This window comes from Nocardia sp. 852002-51101_SCH5132738 (assembly GCF_001665695.1).
Classification (GTDB): domain Bacteria; phylum Actinomycetota; class Actinomycetes; order Mycobacteriales; family Mycobacteriaceae; genus Nocardia; species Nocardia nova.
Window position 1 is genome coordinate 63,419 of sequence record NZ_LZML01000145.1, and the last position, 24,290, is coordinate 87,708.

Genomic DNA, 24,290 nt, shown 5'->3' on the forward strand with positions numbered 1-24,290 from the left:
GACCCCGCCGCAACCGATTCGGAGCTGTTCGAGATCGCGACCGCGGCCCTGGACGCGAGCCTGGACAGGCTCGATCCGGAGGCCGGGGTGGTCGTGCGCTTCGCCTGGCTGGAGCCCTCGGCCGCCGACCGGACCGGACGCCTGATCGTGGTCGCCCACCACCTCGTCATCGACGGTGTGTCCTGGCGCATCCTGGTGCCCGACTTCGTCACCGCCTGGGGACAGCTCTCGGCCGGGCAGACGCCGGAGCTGGCCGCACCGCCGACCAGCATGCGCACCTGGTCGCACGCGCTCGAGCGGGCGGCCGCCGAGCGCGACGACGAACTCGACTGGTGGCGTGCGGTCGTCGACGGTCCGGATCCGCTGCTCACCGAGCGGCCGTTCGATCCCGCCGTCGATGTGGCCGGGGTCGCGGGCAAGGTCGAGGTGGAGGTCTCGCCCGAGGTCACCAAGGCCCTGCTGACCGCCGTGCCGGCGCTCTACCACGGTGGAATCAACGACGGCCTGCTGGCCGCGCTGGTGCTGGCCGTCGCGAAATGGCGTGCCGCGCACGCCGGTTCGGACGAGCGGGCCGACAGTGCGCTGGTGCGCCTCGAGGGCCACGGCCGCGAAGAGGACGTCGTCCCGGGTGCGGATCTGTCCCGCACGGTCGGCTGGTTCACCGCGATCTTCCCGGTCCGCTTCGACCTGTCGGGTCTCGACATCGACGCGGCGCTGACCGGTGGCCCGGCGATGGGCAGGGTCGTGAAGGCGGTCAAGGAACAGCTGCTGGCCGTGCCCGACAAGGGCCTCGGCTACGGCATGCTGCGCTACCTGAACCCGCGCACCGCCGACCGGCTGCCCGAGCAGATGCCGGGCCAGGTGAGCTTCAACTATCTGGGCCGGGTCTCCGACAACGCGGTGCCCGAGGCGCTGCGCGGCTTCGGCTGGATTCCCGCCCCGGAACTCGGCGAACTGGCCGGCGACTACGACGCCGATATGCCGGCGATGGCGCCGCTGGACATCAACGCCATCGTGGTCGGCGACCGGCTGACCGCGCGGATCGGCTATCCGACCACGCTGCTCGACGCCGACGCCGTACGCGAATTCGGCGAACTCTGGACGCGGGCGCTGGAAGCCGTTGCGCGGCACGCGGAATCGGCCGGTGCGGGTGGGCACACCCCGTCGGACTTCTCGCTGGTGCGCGTCGGCCAGAGCGATATCGACGGCTGGGAGCGGCGCTTCGGCGAGATCTCGCAGGTGTGGCCGCTGTCCTCGCTGCAGGCCGGTCTGCTGTTCCACGCCGAACTGGCCGCCGCCTCCGTCGACGTCTACACCGGTCAGGCCGTCCTCGACCTCACCGGCCGCGTCGATCCGGCCCGGTTGCGCAGTGCCGCACAGGCTCTGATCGATCGGTACGAGACGCTGCGCACGGCCTTCGTCACCGACGCACAGGGCCATCCGGTGCAGGTCGTGCTGGACGGCGTGCGGGCGACCTGGGCCGAACACGACCGCCGCGAGACCGGCGAGGCCGCCGATCTGATCGAGGCCGACCGGACCCGCCGCTTCGACCTGGCCGCGCCGCCGCTGATCCGGTTCACCCTGATCCGGGTGGCCGAGCAGCGCTGGTCGCTGGTCGTCTCGAACCACCACATCCTGCTCGACGGCTGGTCGATGCCGCTGCTCATGCGGGATCTGCTGGTGCTCTACGCCACGCACGCCGACTCCGGCGCGCTGCCGGCGGTGCGCTCCTACCGGCACTTCCTGGAATGGGTTGCCCAGCAGGATCATTCGGGCTCGCTGGCGGCATGGACCGATGCCCTCGACGGCATCTCCGAACCGACCCTGCTGGCGCGCCCCGACGCCGGTCGCGAGATCACGGCGCTGTCGGACGAGTACGTCTTCGAACTCGACTCCGCGCAGACCGCGCGGCTGACCGAATTCGCCGCGCGCCTCGGCGTCACGGCCAACACGGTGCTGCAGACGGCCTGGGGCATCGTGCTGGGTCGCATGACCGGCCGCGACGACGTGGTGTTCGGCACCACCGTCTCGGGCCGCCCGCCGGAGTTGGCCGGGGTCGAATCCATGGTCGGCCTGTTCATCAACACCGTGCCGGTGCGGGTGCGCCTGGATGCCGCCGAATCCGCCGAGCAGCTGCTCACCCGGGTGCAGGGCGAGCAGGCGGATCTGCTCGATCACCACTACCTCGGTCTGGCCGATATCCAGGACGCGATCGGCGTCGGCGGACTGTTCGACACCCTGGTGGTGTTCGAGTCCTATCCGGTGGATGCCGAGGGCATTCAGCGTCAGGCCGCCGATATCGACGGTATGGCGGTGGCCGGACTCGAGGCCACCGACGCCACCCACTATCCGCTGAGCCTGATCGCCTCGCTGGGTTCCACACCGCGGTCGGACGACGGGCCCGAAGGCGGCAGCTCGCGTAACCACGTAGGGCCCCGGGCGACCGCCGATCGAACACTGCGGATCCGGGCCGGTTACCTGCGCGATCTGTTCGACGAGAACGCGGTGCGCCGCATCGCCGACCGGCTGCTGCGGGTGCTCACCACCATCGTGGGCGAGCCCGCGATCGGCGCCGGCGATATCGAACTGCTCGAGCCCGCCGAACGCGAACTCGTAGTGTCGCAATGGAATTCGACCGACCACGAGGTCGACGGCTCGGCCACCCTGGTCTCGCTGTTCGAGGCCCAGGTGGAGCGCACGCCCGACGCCACCGCGGTGAGCTTCGAGGGGACAGGTCTGTCCTACGCCGACTTCGCGGCCCGGGTGCACGCACTGGCCCGCTGGCTGATCGAGCGCGGCGTCGGCCCGGACACCTTCGTGGCACTCGGTATGCGGCGTTCGCTCGACTTGGTGGTCGGCATGTACGCCGTGACCGCCGCCGGTGGCGCCTATGTGCCGCTGGATCCGGACCATCCGGCCGAGCGCACCGAATACATCCTGGCCACCGCGGATCCGGTCTGTGTGCTGACCTCCGGCGACGACCTCGAGATCGACACCGCGCAGGTGCGCATCGATCTGCTGGACCTGTCGGGCTACTCGATCGACCCGATCGCCGACGCCGAGCGCCGCGGCCCGCTGCGCCCGGCCAACATCGCGTACGTGATCTTCACCTCCGGTTCCACCGGCCGCCCCAAGGGCGTCGCGGTGCCGCACGCGGCGATCGTCAACCGGCTGGCGTGGATGCAGGCCGAATACGGTCTCACGCCCGCCGACGTGGTGCTGCAGAAGACGCCCGCGACCTTCGACGTGTCGGTGTGGGAGTTCTTCTGGCCCTTGCAGATCGGCGCGCGGCTGGTGGTGGCCCGGCCCGACGGCCATCGCGATCCGGCCTACCTGGCCGAGGTGATCGTCGGCGAAGGCGTCACCGTCACGCACTTCGTGCCGTCGATGCTGGCGGTCTTCGTCGCCGAGGCGGCGGCCGCGCAATGCACCACCCTGCGCCTGGTGTTCGCCTCCGGCGAGGCGCTGGCGCCCAAGTCGGCGCAGCGTCTGCGCGAGCTCACCGGCGCCGCGCTGCACAACCTGTACGGCCCCACCGAGGCCGCGGTCGACGTCACCTATCACGAGGTGACCGATGCCGATGTCGATTCCGTGCCGATCGGCCGCCCGGTCTTCAATACCCGTGTCTACGTGCTGGATTCGCGCCTGCGGCCGGTTCCGGTGGGTGTCGCGGGTGAGCTGTATCTGGCGGGCGCCCAGCTCGCGCACGGCTACGTGACGCGTCCGGATCTGAGCTCGGACCGGTTCGTGGCCAACCCCTTCACCGCCGGCGAGCGGATGTACCGCACCGGTGACCTGGTGGCCTGGAACGAACAGGGTGAACTGGATTACCTGGGCCGCACCGACTTCCAGGTGAAGTTGCGCGGCCTGCGCATCGAGCTCGGCGAGATCGAGACGGCGCTGACCGGGCTCGACGAGATCGACCGGGCCGTCGTGGTGGTCCGCGGCGACCAGCACACCGGTGACCAGCTGGTGGCGTATGTCGTTGCCACGCCGGGACTTCCGGTCGACGCCGAAGCGGTGCGCGAGGAACTGGGCCGGCAGCTGCCGGGCTACATGGTGCCCGCGCTGGTGATGGTCCTCGACGAATTCCCGCTCAACGCCTCCGGCAAGCTGGACCGCAAGGCGCTGCCCGCCCCGGTGTTCGAGGCGGCGGTGTTCCGCGCGCCGGTCACCCCGGTGGAGCAGATCGTCGCGGGCACCTTCGCCGAGGTGCTCGGCGTGGACCGGGTCGGCCTGGACGACGACTTCTTCGCCCTCGGCGGCAACTCGCTGATCGCCACCCAGGTGGCGGCCCGGTTGTCCTCGGCCCTGGACACCCAGCTGGGTGTGCGCGAGATCTTCGAGGCCTCCACCGTCGCCGGCCTGGCGGCGCGGGCCGAAACCCGTTCCGGCGCCGGTGGTCGCGCGGCGCTGGTGCCGCAGCACCGGCCCGAGCTGGTGCCGCTGTCGCTGGCGCAGCAGCGGATGTGGTTCCTCAACCGCTTCGATCCCGAATCCGCGGTGGACAACATCCCGGCCGCGGTGCGGCTGTCGGGCCTGCTGGACCGGCAGGCACTGCAGATCGCGGTCGCCGATGTGCTGGCGCGCCACGAATCGCTGCGCACCCGCTACCCCGAGGTGGACGGGACCGCGTACCAGGAGATCGTGCCGACCTCGAAGGTCATTCCCGATCTCACTCCGATCGACGTCACCGAAGCCGAGCTGCCGCAACGGATTTCGGAGCTGGTCGGCACCGGTTTCGATGTCACCGTCGAGGTGCCGTTCCGGGCCCGGCTGTTCGAGGTCAGCCCGACCGAACACGTGCTGGCCCTGGTGGTGCACCACATCTCCGCCGACGGCTTCTCGATGGGCCCGCTGACCCGCGACGTGATGACCGCCTACGGGGCGCGCGTCGAGGGTGGCGAACCGGCCTGGGCGCCGCTGCCGGTGCAGTACGCCGACTTCGCGCTCTGGCAGCGCGAGGTGCTCGGCCGCGAGGACGATCCGGAATCGGTGATCGCGGACCAGATCGACTACTGGCGCGACGCGCTGCGCGGACTGCCCGAACAGCTCGATCTGCCCGCCGACCGGCCGCGTCCGGCGGTCGCCTCCGGCCGCGGCACGACGCACACCTTCCACATCGACGCCGACGTGCACGCCCGCCTCGCCGAACTGGCCCGCACCCGCGGCGCGACCATGTTCATGGTCACCCACGCCGCGCTGGCACTGGTGTTGTCGCGGCTGAGCGGTGAGGCCGATATCGCCATCGGTACGCCGGTGGCCGGCCGCGGTGAGCGCGCGCTCGACGATCTGATCGGCATGTTCGTCAACACCCTGGTGTTGCGGACCGAGATCGACGGCGGTGCGAGCTTCACCGATCTGCTGCAGTCGGTGCGCAGCACCGACATCGCCGCCTTCGGACATGCGGATCTGCCGTTCGAGCGGCTGGTGGAGATTCTGAACCCGGCGCGTTCGCAGGCGCGGCATCCGCTGTTCCAGGTGATGCTGTCGTTCCAGAACACCGGCCAGAACGCCCTGGAACTGCCGGGACTGACGGTCAGCGGTGTGGAACTGCCGATCGATACCGCGAAGTTCGATCTGCAGCTGGTGCTCACCGAGGAGACCGCCGAGACGGCCGACGGCACCACCGCGGCCGGCGGTATCACCGCCGAATTCGTCTACGCCACCGATCTTTTCGACGACGAGACGATCGCCGGCTTCGCCGATCGCCTGGTGCGGGTGCTGACCGCCGTGGTCGCCGAACCGGCGGCCCGGGTGGGCGACATCGATCTGCTCGCTCCCGCCGAGGCGGCGCGCGAACTGCGTGGCTGGAACAACACGGCACGTCATCTGCCGGTGCGTCGCGAAGGCGCCACCACCCTGCTGGCCGATTTCCACGCCCAGGTCGAACAGACCCCGGACGCGGTCGCGGTCGTCGACCCCGAGGCCGGCATCACGCTGACCTACGCCGAATTCGCGGCGCGGGCCCAGCGACTCGGCCGATATCTGGTCGAGGCCGGTGTGGGCCCGGATGCCCGGGTGGCACTGGGCATGCGGCGTTCGCTCGACCTGGTGGTGGCCACCTACGCGGTGTTGGAGGCCGGTGGCGCCTACGTGCCGCTGGATCTGGAACAGCCGGGTGAACGCATTCGCTACGTGGTCGACACCGCCGCACCGATCGCCGTGCTCACCACCGCACGCGACGGCGCGGACATCGACCGCGCGCTTGAGGGTGCGGCAACCGCCGTGCGCATCGACGAGCTGGATCTGTCCGGCTACGCGGACGGCGAACTCGACGACACCGAACGGCGTGCCCCGCTGCGGCCGGAGCACCTCGCCTACGTGATCTTCACCTCCGGTTCCACCGGACGGCCGAAGGGTGTGGCGGTCTCGCAGGCCGCGGTGGTGAACCAGATTCGCTGGATCACCACCGAATACGGCATCGGCGCGGGTGAGGTGGTGCTGTTCAAGACGCCGCCGACCTTCGACGTGTCGGTGTGGGAGCTGTTCGGCGCGACCGCCACCGGCGCGCGCCTGGTGATCGCCGCGCCGGACGGCCATCGCGATCCCGGCTATCTCGCCGAGGTGATCGCGGCCCAGCAGGTCACGATGACCTCGTTCGTGCCGTCGATGCTGTCGGTGTTCTCCGACAGCGTGCACGCCGGGACCGCGGCCGAGGTGTCCTCGCTGCGCACCCTGCTCATCGCGGGTGAGGCGTTCACCGCCGACGCCGCGCAGGCCTACCGCCGCATCGGCACCGCCGAACTGCACAACCTGTACGGCCCTACCGAGTTCACCGTGCACGCCACCGCCATGCCGGTCGCCGCGGATATCGCGGGAGCCGTGCCGATCGGCCTGCCGGTGTGGAACGCGCAGGCCTACATCCTGGACGCGCGGCTGCATCCGGTTCCGGCCGGCGTCGCCGGTGAGCTGTATCTGGCCGGCGCTCAGCTGGCGCGCGGCTACTTCGGCCGCACCGACCTGACCGCGGACCGCTTCGTCGCGAATCCGTTCGGCGGCAGCGGTTCCCGCATGTACCGCACCGGTGACCTGGTGCGCCGCGGCGCCGACGGGGCCATCGAATATCTGGGCCGCACCGACTTCCAGGTGAAGTTGCGCGGTCTGCGTATCGAGCTCGGCGAGATCGAATCCGCGCTCACCGCACAGGATTCGGTCGCGCAGGCGGTGGCCGTGGTGCGCTCCGACGAGCGGATCGGCGAGCAGCTGGTGGGCTATGTCGTGCCCGCCGCCGGCGCCGGAGAACTCGATCTCGACGCGATCCGCGCGCAACTGGCGGCGCGGCTGCCCTCCTATATGGTTCCGGCCGCGATCGTCGTGCTCGACGCCCTGCCGCTGAGCGCGAACGGCAAGCTGGACCGGCGCGCGCTGCCCGCACCGGAATTCGAGGCACGGGAGTTCCGCGCCCCGACCACACCGGTCGAGGAGATCGTGGCCGCCACCATCGCCGAGGTGCTGGGTATCGACACCGAGGCCCGGCCGGTCGGTCTCGACGACGACTTCTTCGAACTGGGCGGCAACTCGCTGATCGCCACCCAGGTGGTGGCCCGCCTGGGCCAGGCGCTGAACACCCGCATCCCGGTGCGGACCCTGTTCGAGGCGCCGACCGTGGCGGCGCTCGCCGCCCGGCTGGAGACCCATGCCGGGTCCGGTGGTCGCCGCGCCCTGGTCGCGGGACCGCGACCGGAGGAGATTCCGCTCTCGCTGGCACAGCAGCGGATGTGGTTCCTCAACCGCTTCGACACCGCCAGCGCGGTCAACAACATCCCGATGGCGGTCCGGCTCACCGGCGCGCTCGACGTCGACGCCCTGCGCGAGGCCGTCGCGGATGTGATCGAACGCCACGAGGTGCTGCGCACGGTCTACCCGGAAACCTCCGAGGGCCAGGGCGTGCAGGTGATCCTGCCCGCCGACCGCGACGCGGTGGAACTGGACGCCGAACCGGTGACCGAGGCGCAACTGCCCGAGCGGGTGCGCGAACTGGTCCTCACCGGCTTCGACGTCACCGCCGCGGTTCCGGTGCGCGCCAAGCTGTTCCGCGTCGAACATGCGAGCGGCAACGGCGCGGGTGAACCGGCGCCGGACTACGTGCTGGTCTTCGTCGTCCACCACATCTCCGGTGACGGCTGGTCGGTGCGGCCGCTGGCCCGCGATGTGATGCTCGCCTACGCGGCGCGCTCGCAGGGCGCCGCGCCGGGCTGGGCGCCGCTGCCGGTGCAGTACGCCGATTACGCCCTGTGGCAGCGCGAAACGCTCGGTTCCGAGGACGATCCGGAATCGCTGATCGCCCAGCAGGTGTCGTACTGGTCGCAGCATCTGGCCGGTCTGCCAGACCAGCTGGATCTGCCCGCCGACCGTCCGCGACCCGCGGTCGCCACGTATCGCGGTGGCGTGCACGAATTCTCGCTCGACGCCGAGTTGGTACACCGGCTCAACGCGCTGGCCCGCACCCACGGCGCCAGCCTGTTCATGGTCACGCACGCGGCCTTCGCGGCACTGCTGGCGCGGTTGTCCGGCAGTGACGATCTGGCCATCGGCACCGCGGTCGCGGGCCGTGGCGAGGCCGCGCTCGACGATGCCATCGGCATGTTCGTCAACACGCTGGTGCTGCGCAGCAGTGTCGATCCGGCGATGTCGTTCACCGAATTGCTCGCGCGCACCAAGGAATCCGATCTCGCCGCGTTCGGACATGCGGATCTGCCGTTCGAGCGGCTGGTGGAGATTCTGAATCCGGCGCGTTCGCAGGCGAGGCATCCGCTGTTCCAGGTGATGCTGTCGTTCCAGAACACCGGCGAGGCCTCGTTCGCGCTGCCGGATCTGGAGGTCAGCGGCCTGCCACTGGATGTGCTGACCGCGAAATTCGATCTGCACCTGAACCTCACCGAGCGCTTCGCCGCCGACGGTTCCGCCGAAGGCATGTCGGCCGAATTGGCCTACGCCACCGACATGTTCGATGCCCGGACGGTCGCGGCCTTCGCCGATCGCCTGGTCCGGATGCTGGACGCGGTGACCGCGGACCCCGCCGCCGCGCTCGGCGATATCGACCTGCTCGACACCGTCGAGCGGCGCACCATCGTCGACAACTGGAACGCCACCGCCTACGACGTCGACCGCGTCGTTCTCGGCCGGGCGGCCGGTACCGTCGCGCTGACGCTGGCCTCGATGTTCGATCGGCAGGTCGAACTCGATCCCGACGAGCCGGCGCTGACGTTCGAGGGGACAACTCTGTCCTACGGCGAGTTGGCGGCCCGGGTGAACCGGCTCGCCCGCTACCTGATCGAGCAGGGCGTGGGCCCGGATTCGCTGGTGGCGCTGCATATGCGGCGTTCGCTGGAACTGGTGATCGGCATGTACGCGGTGACGGTCGCCGGCGGCGGCTATGTGCCGCTGGACCCCGACCATCCGGCCGAGCGCACCGAATACGTGCTGGCGACCGCGAACCCGGTCTGCGTGCTGACCACCGCGGACAGCCCGCTCGCGGCGCGGCCGGACGTACCGGTCGTCGCGATCGACGGCCTGGAGTTGACCGAGTACGCCGACGATCCGGTGGCCGATGCCGACCGAATTGCCCCGCTGCGTCCCGCGCACACCGCCTACGTGATCTTCACCTCCGGTTCCACCGGGCGGCCGAAGGGCGTGGCCGTCAGCCATGCCGCGATCGTGAACCGCCTGGCCTGGATGCAGGACGAGTACGACCTCTACCTCGACGATGTCGTGCTGCAGAAGACGCCGGCCACCTTCGACGTGTCGGTGTGGGAGTTCTTCTGGCCGCTGCAGGTCGGCGCGCGCCTGGTCGTCGCCAAGCCCGACGGCCACCGCGATCCGGCCTATCTGGCGGAACTGATCGACGCCGAGCGCATCACCACCGTGCACTTCGTGCCGTCGATGCTGTCGGTCTTCGTCGCCGCGCTGGACGCCTCCGGCGCCGACTGCACCACGCTGCGCCGGGTCTTCGCCTCGGGTGAGGCGCTGCCGGCGGTCACCGCCCAGCGCCTGATCGAGCTGACCGGCTCCCGGCTGCACAACCTCTACGGCCCGACCGAGGCCGCCGTCGACGTCACCTATCACGAGGTGACCGAGGCCGACACGGTCGCGGTGCCGATCGGCCGTCCGGTCTGGAACACCCGTGTCTACGTGCTGGATTCGCGGCTGCACCCGGTCGCGACCGGCGTCGCGGGTGAGCTGTACCTGGCCGGTGATCAGCTGGCCCGCGGCTATGTCGCGCGCGCCGATCTGACCTCGGATCGGTTCGTGGCCAACCCGTTCGGCGACGGTGAGCGGATGTACCGCACCGGTGACCTGGTGCGCTGGAGTGCCGGCGGCGAACTGGAGTACCTGGGCCGCACCGACTTCCAGGTGAAGTTGCGCGGTCTGCGCATCGAGCTCGGCGAGATCGAATCGGCACTGGTGGCGGTCGACGCCGTCGCGCAGGCCGTGGTGGTCGTGCGCTCCGACGACCGGCTCGGCGATCAGCTGGTCGCCTACGTGGTGCCCGCGACCGGCGCCGTCGTCGACCCCGACGCGGTGCGCACCGAACTCGGCGAGGCGCTGCCCGGCTACATGGTGCCCTCGGCCTTCGTGGTGCTGGACGCCTTCCCGCTCAACGCCTCCGGCAAGCTGGACCGCAAGGCGCTGCCGGCGCCGGTGTTCGAGGCCCGGCAGTTCCGCGCCCCGGCCACCCCGATCGAGGAGATCGTGGCCGGCACGTTCAGCGATGTGCTGGGTGTGCCCCGGGTCGGTCTCGACGACGACTTCTTCGAACTGGGCGGCAACTCGCTGATCGCCACCCAGGTGACTGCGCGCCTGGGCGCCGCGCTCGACACCCAGCTGGCGGTGCGCGACCTGTTCGAGGCGTCGACCGTCGCCGCCCTGGCCGCGCGCCTGGAGCAGGGCGCCGGATCCGGCCGGACGCGGCCGAAGCTGGTGGCCGGGCAACGGCCGCAACGGATTCCGCTCTCGCCGGCGCAGCAGCGCTACTGGTTCCTCAACCAGTTCGACACCACCACCTCCGCGGTGGACAACATTCCGCTCGCGGCGCGGCTGTCGGGCGCGCTCGATGTCGCGGCCATGGAACGTGCGCTCGGCGACGTCCTGGCCCGGCACGAGGTGCTGCGCACCACCTACCCGCGCTCGGCGGACGGCCCGCACCAGGTGATCCTGCCCGCGACCGAGACCGCGCCCCCGTTGGAGCCGGTGGCGGTGGCCGAGGACGAATTGCTCGACCGCATCATCGAATTCGCGATGACCACCTTCGACGTCACCGCCGAGGTGCCGCTGAAGGTCGCGCTGTTCCGGATCACCGGCGGGGACCAGTCGGCCGAGGAACACGTCCTCGCCTTCACCGTCCATCACGTCGCCGCCGACGGCTCCTCGATGGGACCGCTGGCCCGGGATCTGATGGCGGCCTACGCCGCACGCGTGCAGGGTGAGGCGCCGCAGTGGACGCCGCTGCCGGTGCAGTACGCCGACTACGCGCTGTGGCAGCGCGAGGTGCTCGGATCCGAGGAGGATCCGGAATCGCTGGCCGCCCAGCAGGTCGCCTACTGGACCGCCGCCCTCGGCGGACTGCCGGATCAGCTGGAACTGCCGACCGACCGCCCGCGTCCGCCGGCCCAGTCGTTCCAGGGCAAGGCGATTCGCTTCGAGATCGACCCGCAGCGCCACGCCCGCCTGCACGAGCTGGCGCGCGCCAACAACGCCTCGCTGTTCATGGTCGTGCACGCGGCGCTGGCCGTGCTGCTCTCGCGCCTGTCGGGCACCGACGACATCGCCGTCGGCACCCCGATCGCCGGGCGTGGCGAGCGCGAACTCGACGATCTGATCGGCATGTTCGTCAACACGCTGGTGTTCCGCACCCGCATCGACGGCAACGCGAGCTTCGCCGAATTGCTCGCCGATGTGCGCGAGCGCGACCTCGAGGCCTTCACCAACGCCGACGTGCCGTTCGAGCGGCTGGTCGAGGTGCTCAACCCGGTGCGGTCCACGGCGCGCAACCCGCTGTTCCAGGTGGGCCTGTCGTTCCAGAACCTGGCCGAGACCGCGCTGGAGCTGCCCGGTCTGTCGGTGAGCGCGGTGAATTTCGATTCCCAGCTGGCCAAGACCGATCTGCACGTGACGCTCTACGACCGCTACGCCGAGGACGGTTCGCCGGCCGAGATCATCACCGAATTCGGTTATGCCATCGACCTTTTCGACGAGTCGACGGTGCAGGGCTTCGCGGACCGGTTCGTCCGGGTCCTCGACGCCGTGATCGCGGACGTGTCCGGCCCGGTCGGTGATATCGACCTGCTCGATCCCGCCGAGAACGAGCGCATCCTGCGGCGGTGGAACGAGACCGCCCACCCGATCGACACCGAGGCGACCCTGGTGTCGCTGCTCGATGCGGCGGTCGCCGCCGACCCGACCGCGGTCGCGCTGGTGGTCGACACCGAGGCCACCGGAACGGCGCAGCAGGTGCTGACCTACGGAGACCTCGACGCGCGGGTGAATCGCCTGGCGCGCTATCTCGTCGAATGCGGGATCGGCACCGAGGACCGGGTGGCGCTGGCACTGGGCCGCTCGGTGGAGCTGATCGTCGCGATGTACGCGGTGGCCAAGACCGGTGCGGCCTACGTGCCGATCGACCCGGGCCAGCCCGCCGAACGCATCGACTACATCCTCGAGACCGCGGCCCCCGCCTGTGTGCTGACCACCTCGGCCACCGTCGCGGCGACCGCCGACGAGGACGGGGAGAGCGCGCTGCGCTGGACTCCGCAGCGCCCGGTGATCGAACTCGACGGACTCGAGCTCTCCGGTTATTCGGCGGCGCCGATCACCGCGGGGGAGCGGTTGCGGGAGCTCACCGCGGCCCACGCCGCGTACGTGATCTTCACCTCCGGCTCCACCGGCCGCCCCAAGGGCGTGGTGGTGTCGCACGGCGCGATCGTCAACCAGTTGCGCTGGGAGATCGCCGAATTCGGCCTCGGCACCGGTGATTCGGTGCTGCTCAAGACCGCGGCGACGTTCGACCTGTCGGTGTGGGAGTTCTGGACCGCCGCCGCCTGCGGTGGCCGCCTCGTGGTGGCCGCGCCCGAGGGGCATCGCGATCCGGCCTACCTCAACGAGCTGATACTCGGCACCGCCGTCACCACGCTGCATGTGGTGCCGTCGATGTTGGACGCCCTGCTCACCGAGAGCGAAGGCATGCTCAGCTCGTCGCTGAAGCGGGTGCTCGCCATCGGTGAGGCGCTGCCGGCCGCGACCGCGCAGCGCTTCCTGGAGACCGCCGAGGCCGCGCTGTTCAACCTGTACGGCCCGACCGAGGCCGCGGTCTCGATCACCAGCCATCGCGTTACCGCCGCCGACCGCCAGTCGGTATCGATCGGCGCGCCGGAGTGGAACAGCCGGGTGTACGTGCTGGATTCGCGGCTGCGGCCCGTTCCGGTGGGTGTGCCGGGTGAGCTGTACCTGGCCGGTGCGCAGCTCGCACGCGGCTACTTCGGGCGCGCGGATCTGACCGCGGACCGGTTCGTCGCCGATCCGTTCGGGGCGCCGGGCACGCGGATGTACCGCACCGGTGACCTGGTGGCGTGGACCGACCGGGGTGAACTGGACTACCGGGGTCGCACCGACTTCCAGGTGAAGATCCGCGGTTTCCGCATCGAACTCGGCGAGATCGAGGCGGTGCTGCTGCGGCAGCCGGTCGTGACCGCGACCGCCGTTGTCGCGCACGCGGATCCGAATCTGGGCGATCGCCTGGTCGCCTACGTGGTCGGCGCCGCCGAACTGGACAAACAGGCGCTGCAGGCCGCACTCGCCGAACAGCTACCGTCCTACATGGTGCCGTCGGTGTTCATGCAGCTGGACGCGCTGCCGCTGAATGCCAACGGCAAACTGGACCGCGCCGCACTGCCCGAACCGGTCTTCGAGAAGGCCGTCTTCCGCGCGCCGGTGACCCCGATCGAACAGATCGTGGCCAACACCTTCGCCGATGTGCTGCGCAAGGAATCCGGCACGATGGGCCGCGACGACGACTTCTTCGCGTGGGGCGGCAACTCGCTGCTCGCCACGCAGGTCGCCGCGCGCCTGGGCGAGGCGCTGAACACCCGGGTGCCGGTGCGCCTGCTGTTCGAGGCCTCCACGGTCGCCGCGCTCGCCACCCGCGTGGAGCACCACGCCGACGCCGGCGGCCGCCGCGCGCTGACCGCCGCGCCGCGACCGCCGCGGATCCCGCTGTCGCTGGCGCAGCAGCGGATGTGGTTCCTCAACCGCTTCGACACCGCCTCGGCCGCCTACAACGTGCCGATCGCGGTGCGGCTGAGCGGTGCGCTGGACGTCTCGGCGCTGCGGGCCGCGATGGCGGATCTGGTGGCGCGCCACGAGATTCTGCGGACCGTGTACCCGCAGACCGACCAGGGCCCGGTGCAGGTGATCCTGCCCGCGACCCAGGCGATTCCGGAGCTCGAACTGCGCGTGGTCGATGCCGCCGCGGTCGAGTCCGAGGTGGTCGCGCTGATCAACACCAGCTTCGACGTCACCACCGAGGTGCCGGTACGGGTCGCGCTGTTCGAGGTCCGTCCCGACACCGAAACCGCAAGCGGCACCGCTGAATACGTGCTGGCCATGGTCGTGCACCACATCTCCGGCGACGGTTCGTCGGTGGGCCCGCTGACTCGCGATCTGATGACCGCCTACGCCGCCCGCGCGGCCGGGCTGGCGCCGAACTGGGCCCCGCTGGAGGTTCAGTACGCCGACTACAGCATCTGGCAGCGCGAACTGCTGGGCAGTGAGGACGATCCGGATTCGCTGGCCTCCAAGCAGGTCGCGTACTGGAAGCAGGCGCTGGCCGAGTTGCCCGATCAGCTCGATCTGCCGTCGGACCGCCCGCGTCCGGCCGTACAGAGCTTCGCCGGCGGCAAGGTCGAGGTGCGCATCGATGCCGAACTGCATAGGGCGCTGATCGACCTGGCCCGCACCGAGGGCGCGACGCTGTTCATGGTCGTGCACACCGCGCTGGCGGTCCTGCTGTCGCGGCTGTCGGGCTCCGACGACATCGCCATCGGCACCCCGATGGCCGGTCGTGGCGAGGCCGTGCTCGACGATCTGATCGGCATGTTCGTCAACACCCTGGTGTTCCGGACCCAGGTCGACGCCGGTGCCGGCTTCACCGAACTGCTGGGACGGCAGCGCGATATCGACATCCAGGCCTTCGCCAACGCCGACGTGCCGTTCGAGCGGCTGGTCGAGGTGCTCAACCCGGTACGCTCCACCGCGCGGCATCCGCTGTTCCAGGTGGGTCTGTCGTTCCAGAACCTCGCGCAGGCCACGCTGGAGCTGCCGGGCCTGCGGGTCAGCGGACTGGACTTCGATACCCAGCTCTCGCAGTTCGACCTGCACCTGATCGCCACCGACCGCTACAGCGAGACCGGCGCGCCCGAGGGCATCACCGGATTCTTCACCTACGCGACCGACCTGTTCGACCACGACACGGTGGCGGGCTTCGTGGATCGGTTCGTGCGGATGCTGGGCGCGTTCGTGGCCGCACCGCATACCGCGGTCGGCGATATCGATCTGCTCGACGCCGCCGAACGCGGTGCGCTGATCTCCGCCCGCAACGCCACCGAGCACCCGGTGGACCGGTCGGCGACGCTTGCCTCGCTGCTGGACGCGACGGTCGAGACCTACTCCGAGCGCGACGCCCTGGTCGGCGCCGACGGCACCCGGGTGACCTACGCCGAACTCGACCGGCGGGTGAATGTGCTGGCACGGCACCTGATTTCGCTCGGTGTGGGACCGGAGTCGCGGGTCGCGCTGGCGATGCGCCGCTCGGTCGATCTGGTGCTCGCGATGTACGCGGTCACGGTGGCCGGCGGCGCCTATGTGCCGGTGGATCCGGATCAGCCGGCCGAACGCACCGGCTACATCCTCGACACCGCCGACGTGGTGTGTGTCCTCACCGATGCCGACGCCGGATTCGAGACCGATGTCGCGCCGGTGGTCCGGGTCGACGACATCGACACCGCGGGTGACGATTCGCCGATCGAGGACGACGAGCGGGTCGCGCCGCTGCTGCCGCAGCACACCGCCTACGTCATCTTCACCTCCGGTTCCACCGGGCGGCCGAAGGGTGTGGCGGTTCCGCACGCCGCGGTGGTCAACCAGTTGCTGTGGAAGATCGCCGAATTCGGCCTGGGCGCCGAGGATTCGGTGCTGCTGAAGACCGCGGCCACCTTCGACCTGTCGGTCTGGGAGTTCTGGTCCGCGGCCGTCTCCGGCGGACGCCTGGTGATCGCGGCGCCGGACGGCCACCGCGACCCGGCCTACCTCAACGAGCTGATGGCCCGCGAAGCGGTCACCACGCTGCACGTGGTGCCCTCGATGCTGGACGCGCTGCTCACCGAATCCGATGGGACGCTGACGAATTCGCTGCGTCGCGTGCTGGCGATCGGTGAGGCGCTGCCGGGTGCGACCGCGCAGCGGTTCCGCCGCGACAACGCCGCCGAACTGTTCAACCTGTACGGCCCGACCGAGGCCGCGGTCTCGATCACGAGCCATCGCGTCACCGTGGACGAACAGCAGTCGGTGTCGATCGGTGCGCCGGAGTGGAACAGCCAGGTCTACGTGCTGGATTCACGTCTGCACCCGGTGCCGGACGGCGTCTCCGGTGAGCTGTATCTGGCCGGTGCGCAGCTGGCCCGCGGCTACTTCGCGCGGCCGGATCTGACCGCGGACCGGTTCGTGGCCAACCCCTTCCAGCCGGGCGCCCGGATGTACCGCACCGGTGACCTGGTGAGCTGGAATGCCCGGGGCGAACTGGAATATCAGGGCCGCACCGACTTCCAGGTCAAGATCCGCGGCTTCCGCATCGAACTCGGCGAGATCGAGTCGGCGCTGCTCGGCCTGGACGAGGTCGCGCAGGTCGCGGTGCTGGCGAAGTCGGACCCGCGCATCGGCGACCGACTGGTGGCGTATCTGGTCCCGGCCGGCGACAGCCTGGACATCGACGCGGTGAAGGCGGCACTGAACGCGGCGCTGCCGTCGTACATGGTGCCCTCGGCCTTCGTCGAACTGGACGCGTTGCCGCTGAACATCAACGGCAAACTCGACCGGCGCGCGCTGCCCGAACCGGAATTCGAGACCACTGCCTTCCGGGCGCCCTCGACACCGATCGAAGAGGCGGTCGCCTCGGTGTACGCCGATGTGCTGTCGGTCGAGCGCGTCGGCGCCGACGACGACTTCTTCGCCCTCGGCGGTAACTCGCTGCTGGCCACTCAGGTCGCCGCGCGCCTCGGTGCGCTGCTCGACACCCGGGTGCCGGTGCGGGCGCTGTTCGAATCCTCGACGGTGGCCGGGCTGGCCGCCAAGGTCGAACAGCAGGCCGGTGCCGGCGGTCGCCCGCCGCTGACGGCCGGACCGCGCCCCGAGCACATCCCGCTGTCACTGGCGCAGAACCGCATGTGGTTCCTCAACCAGTTCGACACCACCTCGTCGGTGGACAACATCCCGGTGGCGATCCGGCTCTCCGGCGCGCTGGATGTGTCCGCGCTGCGCGCGGCGGTCGCCGATCTCATCGCACGCCACGAGATCCTGCGGACGGTCTACCCCGAGACCGCCGCCGGTCCGGTGCAGCGGGTGCTGTCGCCGGCCGAGGTGGCGATCGATCTCGAGCCGATGCGGATCGAGGAGTCCGGCGTGGTCGAGGCCGTCACCGCCGCGGTGACGACCGGCTTCGACGTGACCACGCAGATTCCGTTCCACATCCGTCTGTTCCAGGTCACCGACACCGACTTCGTGCTGGTCTTCGTCGCGCACCACATCGCGGCCGACGGCTGGTCGATGGGCCCGCTGACCCGGGATCTGATGGTGGCCTACGCCTCGCGTGCCGAGGGTGCGGCACCGGCGTGGGCGCCGATGCCGGTGCAGTACGCCGACTTCAGCATCTGGCAGCGCAATCTGCTCGGCTCCGAGGACGATCCGGAGAGCCTGCTCAGCGCCCAGGCCGACTACTGGCGGCAGGCGCTGGCCGGAATTCCGGACGAGCTGAACCTGCCCGCGGACCGGCCGCGGCCGACCGTGCAGTCGTTCCAGGGCGGGCGGGTGCTGTTCCCGATCGGCACCGAGCTCTACGAGGGACTGCAGCGCACCGCGCGCGAGCAGAACGCGACGCTGTTCATGGTCGTGCACACCGCACTCGCACTGTTCCTGGCGCGGATGTCGGGGACCGACGACATCGCGATCGGCACCCCGATCGCGGGCCGCGGCGAGGCCGAACTCGACGATCTGATCGGCATGTTCGTCAACACGCTGGTGCTACGCACCCACGTGCGCGGCGAGCTGACCTTCGGTGAGCTGCTGAGCCACGCCAAGGACGCGGACCTGCAGGCCTTCGCGCACGCGGACATCCCGTTCGAGCGGTTGGTCGAACTGCTCAATCCGGAGCGCTCCACCGCGCGGCATCCGCTGTTCCAGGTGGCGCTGTCGTTCGAGAACCTGCCCGAGAGCACGTTCGAACTGCCCGGATTGCACGTCTCGGCGCTCGATTTCGACGTCGACACCGCGAAATTCGATCTGTCGCTGACGGTTCGCGAATCCGACGACGACCGCAACGGCATGTACGCCGAATTCTCCTACGCGCGTGATCTTTTCGACGACGCCACGGTGGAGGTCTTCGCGCAGCGGTTCACCCGACTGCTCGAGGCGATCGTCGGACAGCCGCAGACCCCGGTCGGCGATCTGTCGCTGCTGGCCGCCGAGGAGTACGAGCTGCTCACTCACGTCCACGGCGACGAGGTGATGGCCACCGGACTGCTGCCGGATCTGATGAGCCACGGCGTCCGGCTCGGCCGCGATCGAATCGCGGTGCGCTACAACGGTGAATCGATCACCTACGGCGAACTCGACGACCGGTCCTCGCGCCTGGCGCGGGTGCTGATCGAACGCGGTGTCGGACCCGAGCAACTGGTCGCGGTCTCCTTCCCGCGTTCCTACGAGATGGTGCTGGCCGTCCTGGCCGTCACCAAGGCCGGTGGCGCGCACGTGCCGGTGGATCCGAACTATCCCGAGGATCGGGTGCGGCATATGCTCACCGATTCCGGTGCGCTGCTGGGCATCACCGGTTCGGCGTATGTCGGCGACCTGCCCGGCGACGTGGAATGGCTGGTTCTCGACGATCCCGCGACCGACGAGCTGTGCGCCGCGCAGTCGGCGGCGCCGGTGACCGACGCCGATCGGCGCACTCCGTTGCAGATGGCGCATCCGGCCTATGTCATCTACACCTCGGGCTCGACCGGTAAGCCCAAGGGTGTCACCGTGACCCACGCCGGTCTCGGCGGCCTGGCGGATGTGGCGACGAGCCTGTACGGCCTGGAGCCGCAGCATCGGTTCCTGCACATCTGCTCGCCCAGCTTCGACCCGTCGGTGCTGGAGTGGGTGTGCGCGTTCTACATCGGCGCCACGCTGGTGATCACGCCGCCACAGATCATCGGTGGCCCGGAGCTGGCGGAACTGCTGCGCACCGAGCAGGTCACCCACACCATCATCACGCCCGCGGTGCTGGGCACGATGGATCCGGCCGACCAGGAGCAGTTGCTGGTGACGTCGGTGGGTGGCGATGTGACCACGCCGGAACTGCTGGCGAAGTGGCAGCCGGGGCGCAAGTATTTCAACGCCTACGGTCCGACCGAGACGACGATCATCTCCTCGTACGCGCGGTTGTTCCCGGGCAACCACATCACCATCGGCACCCCGGTGCACGGTATGTCGGCGCTGGTGCTCGACGCCCGCATGAACCCGGTGCCGCCGGGGGTGGCCGGTGAGCTGTTCCTCTCCGGTGGTGCGGTGGCCCGCGGCTACCAGCATCGGCCGGGGCTGACCGCGGAGCGGTTCGTCGCCAACCCGTGGGGCGCGCCCGGAACCCGGATGTACCGCACGGGTGACGTGGTGCGGTGGTACGCCGAACCGGATGTGCGCGCCGGCAATATCGCCCGCCCGGAGGTGCCGTGGGAGCTGGATTACGTCGGCCGCACCGACTTCCAGGTGAAGATCCGCGGTTTCCGCATCGAACTCGGTGAGATCGACGCGGTCCTCGGCCGGCACCCGGATGTCGAATTCGCGATCACCATCGGCCGCGAAACCGCCGCCGGTGCAACGATTCTGGTGTCCTACGTGCTGGGTGTTCCGGGACGTGCGGTCGACCCCGCCGCCGTGACCGACCATGTGGCCGCGGTGCTGCCGCCGCATATGGTGCCCTCGGCGATCGTGGTCCTGGACGAGATTCCGCTGACCCCGGTCGGCAAGCTCGACCGCAAGGCGCTGCCGGAACCCCAGCTCGCGCCGCGCGAGTTCCGGGCGCCGACCAGTGCGCTCGAGGCGACCATCGCCGAGGTGTTCGCCGAGGTGCTGGGCGTCGAACAGGTCGGACTCGACGATTCGTTCTTCGCGCTCGGCGGTGACTCGATTCTGTCGATCCAGCTGGTCTCGCGGGCCAAGGCGCGCGGTGTGCTCTTCACGCCGCGGCAGGTCTTCGAACGGCGCAGCGTGGCCGCGCTGGCGGAGATCGCCACCCGCGCGGGTGAGGCCGAGCAGCAGGTGCTCGCCGAACTGCCCGGTGGCGGTGTCGGCGAGATCCCGCTGACGCCGATCATGGCCTCGATCCTCGGCACCGGATCGTCGTATCAGCGGTTCTCGCAGGCCATGGCGCTGCGACTGCCCGACGACACCGACCGGGAGACGCTGGTCGCGACCGTCGCCGCGGTCGTCGATCACCACGATGTGCTGCGGACCCGCTTGCGGCGCAACGAGTCCGCCGCCGTGGACAGCCGGGACGGGTGGACCTTCGAGGCCCTGGAACAGGGCGCGATCGACGTCGATGCCCTGGTGCATCGGATCGAGCTGCCCGGTGACATCTCCGACGCGGAACTGTCACGCCGGGCGAGCGTCGAATACGACGCCGCGCTGGGCCGCCTCGATCCGGCGAATGCGGTGATGACGCAGTTCCTGTGGTTCGCCTTCACCGGTGCCGGCTCATCCCGCCGGGACGTGCTCGTGATCGTCGCCCACCACTTCGTGGTCGACGGTGTGTCGTGGCGCATCCTCATCCCGGATCTCGCGGTGGCCTGGTCGCAGCTGAGGTCGGATCAGGCCGTGGCGCTGCCCGCGAACGGCACGTCCATGCGCCGCTGGGCGCACGCCCTGGTCGACGCCGCGGCCGCGCGAGCCACGGAACTGCCGTTCTGGCAGCAGATCGCGGCGTCCGAGGATCCGGTGCTGGGCGAGCGGGCCTTCGACCCGGCGGTCGACACCTTCGACACCGTCGATCGGGTCGAGGTGCTGCTGCCGGCCGAGGTGACCGATGCGGTGCTGACCGGCGTGCCGGACAAGTACCGGGCCGGTGTCGACGACGGCCTGCTGTCGGCGCTCGCGCTGGCGGTCAGCACCTGGCGCGGTGACGCCGCGGGCGGCGCCGCGCTGGTGAAGCTCGAGGGACACGGCCGCGAGGAGAGTGTGGTCCCGGGCGCCGATCTGTCGCGGACGGTGGGCTGGTTCACCAATGCCTATCCGGTGCGGCTGGATCTGGGCCACGCCGACGTCGCGGCCGCCCTGCGTGGTGGAAAAGCCCTGGGCGACATCGTGAAATCGGTGAAGGAGCAGTTGCTCGCGGTGCCGGACAAGGGCATCGGATACGGCTTGCTGCGCTACCTGAACCCGGAGACCGGTTCGGAGCTGGCGGCCGGTACCGCACCTCAGATCAGCTTCAACTATCTGGGACGCGCGGATACCGGTGCGGGCCCGCAGACCGCAGAGACCGCCGAGAGCGGCTCGGAGCCGGTCGGATTCGACTGGGCGCCGGTGGTGGATCTGGGACAGCTGGATGCCGACATGGATCCGGATATGCCCGCCAACGCCGCGATCGACATCAACGCGATCGTCACCGACGGGCCGGAGGGCGCGCAGCTGTCCGCATCCTTCGCGTTCCCGACCGGGCTGTTCGGCAAGCAGCGCGTGCAGGAGTTCGCGGATCTGTGGGTGGCGGCGCTGACCGCGCTCGCCGACCATGTCCGGCAGCCGGAGGCGGGCGGTCTGACGCCGTCCGATCTGCCACTGGTCGAGGTCGCGCAGTCCGAGATCGACCAGTGGGAACGGCAGTATCCGGGGCTCTCGGACGTCTGGCCGCTCTCGCCGCTGCAGTCGGGTCTGCTGTTCCACGCGATGATGACCCAGCAGACCGTGGACGTCTACACCATGCAGGCCGTGGTGGATCTCGGCGGCGCGGTCGACGAGGACCGGCTGCGCGCGGCCGGTCAGGGCATCCTGGACCGGTACCCGAACCTGCGTGCCGCCTTCGTCACCGACGCCGGCGGCCGCGCGGTCCAGCTGATCTCGGATCGCGTCGAGGTGCCGTGGCATACCGTCGATCTGACGGATCTGCCGCAGCAGCAGCGGATTCCGGAGTTGAAGCGCCTGCTCGAAGAGGATCGGGCCACGCACTTCGACATGTCGCGGGCGCCGCTGCTTCGGTTCACGCTGTACCGGACCGACGCTGATGCCTTCCATCTGGCGATCACGACCCACCACATCCTGGCGGACGGCTGGTCGATGCCGCTGCTCATGCGCGATCTGCTGGTGCTCTACGCGGTGCGCGGTGATACCGCCGCACTGCCGCGGGTGTCCTCGTACCGGAACTTCCTGAGCTGGCTGGCCGGGCGCGACCGCGAGGAATCGCTGCGCACCTGGTCGCGGGCGCTGGCCGGTGCGGACGAGCCGACCCAGCTCGCACCCGCGGCGCGGGGACCCGAGCACTACGAGATCGAGAAGTTCGTCGCCGAGGTCGACGAGGCTCGCACGCGCCGGATCACCAAGTACGCCGCCGAGGTCGGGGTCACGGTGAATACGCTGGTGCAGGCCGCGTGGGGCATTCTGCTCGGCCGGCTCACCGGCCGCGACGACGTGGTGTTCGGCGCGACGGTCTCGGGCCGCCCGCCGGAGCTGACCGGGGTCGAATCCATGGTCGGCCTGTTCATCAACACGCTGCCCGTGCGCGTCGGCGTGGACGACCGCTCGTCGGTCGGTGAGTTGCTGCAGGGCCTGCAGCGCGATCAGGCCGATCTGCTCGACCACCACTACGTGGGCCTCACCGATATCCAGCGAATCGCCGGCGCCGGAGCACAATTCGACACGCTGCTGGTGTTCGAGTCGTATCCGATGGATACCGATGCGATCGCCGCGGCGAGTTCGATCGACGGCATGTCGGTGACCGGTGTCGGCACCAACGACGCGACCCACTACCCGCTGACCCTGCTGGTGACCGCCGAATCGACGATCGAGGTGACCTGGAAGTACCTGACCAGTCGCTTCACCGCCGAGGAAGTGCACACCCTGGCCGAGCGGCTGGACCGGGTGCTGGACGCGCTGACCGGCGATCCGGCGGCCGCGGTCGGCGATATCGACATCCTCGATGCCGACGAGCGGGCGCGGATCCTGGCCGGCGCGGCGGTGGCCGCCGATCCGGTCGCCGAACCCGGCCGGGTCGGCAGCCGGACGGTCGCCAAGGCGCTCGGCGATGTGGTCGAGGAGGATCCGCAGGCTCCCGCGCTGCTGTCCGGCGACGCCGAAATCGCCTATCACGAGGTGGATTCGCGGTCGTCGAAGCTGGCCCGGGTGTTGATCGGACGCGGCGTCGGCCCGGGCGACATCGTCGCGGTGGCCCTGCCGCATTCGGTGGATGCCGTGGTGGCGCTGTGGGCGATCCAGAAGGCCGGCGCCGCGGCGCTGTTCGCCGACGGCCTGTCCTTCGGGGAGATCGTCGCCGCGGGTGCCGGCTGGGGTATCGCCCTGGAGCCGGCGGCCAAGTCGGTGCGCTGGGTGGTCCCGACCGATCCGAAGGTGCGCGCGGAAATCGATGCGGCACAGGCACATCCGGTGTCCTACGCCGACCGCGTCCGGCCCCTGCAGGACGAGCATCCGGCCTTCGTGGTGCGGGCGGCCGACGGCACCCTGCGCACGCTGACCCAGGAGCAGGCCCTCGACCACGCCGACACCCTGCGCGCCGACCACGAGATCGACTACGAGTCGACCACGTACACCACGGCGACGGCGGGTCCGGCAGCGCTGGCGGAATTCCTGACCTCCGCGACCGCGGGCGCACTCTCGGTCCTGCCCAGCGGTGATATCTCCGGTGACCTGGCCGAGGGCGAGGTCAGCCACTGGTTCACCGCGGCGGGTGAGGCGACCGACGCCGCCGACGGCGAAGTGCGAGTGATCGAGTCGGAGTGAGCCGGAAAGGCCGGTGCACGGGGTGCGGTCGCATCTCGGCA

General features: G+C 70.1%; 1 protein-coding gene (cut by a window edge). It reads left to right on the top strand.

Features of this window, described 5'->3' with window-relative positions; all coding sequences use genetic code 11:
* Positions 1-24,249: the 3' portion of a non-ribosomal peptide synthetase gene (locus A5789_RS20670; RefSeq protein WP_064927336.1), read on the top strand. 19,719 nt of this gene lie to the left of the window's left edge; 24,249 of the gene's 43,968 nt are visible here — the last part of the coding sequence; its start codon lies beyond the left edge, outside the window; the stop codon is at positions 24,247-24,249.
* Positions 24,250-24,290 lie beyond the last annotated feature (41 nt).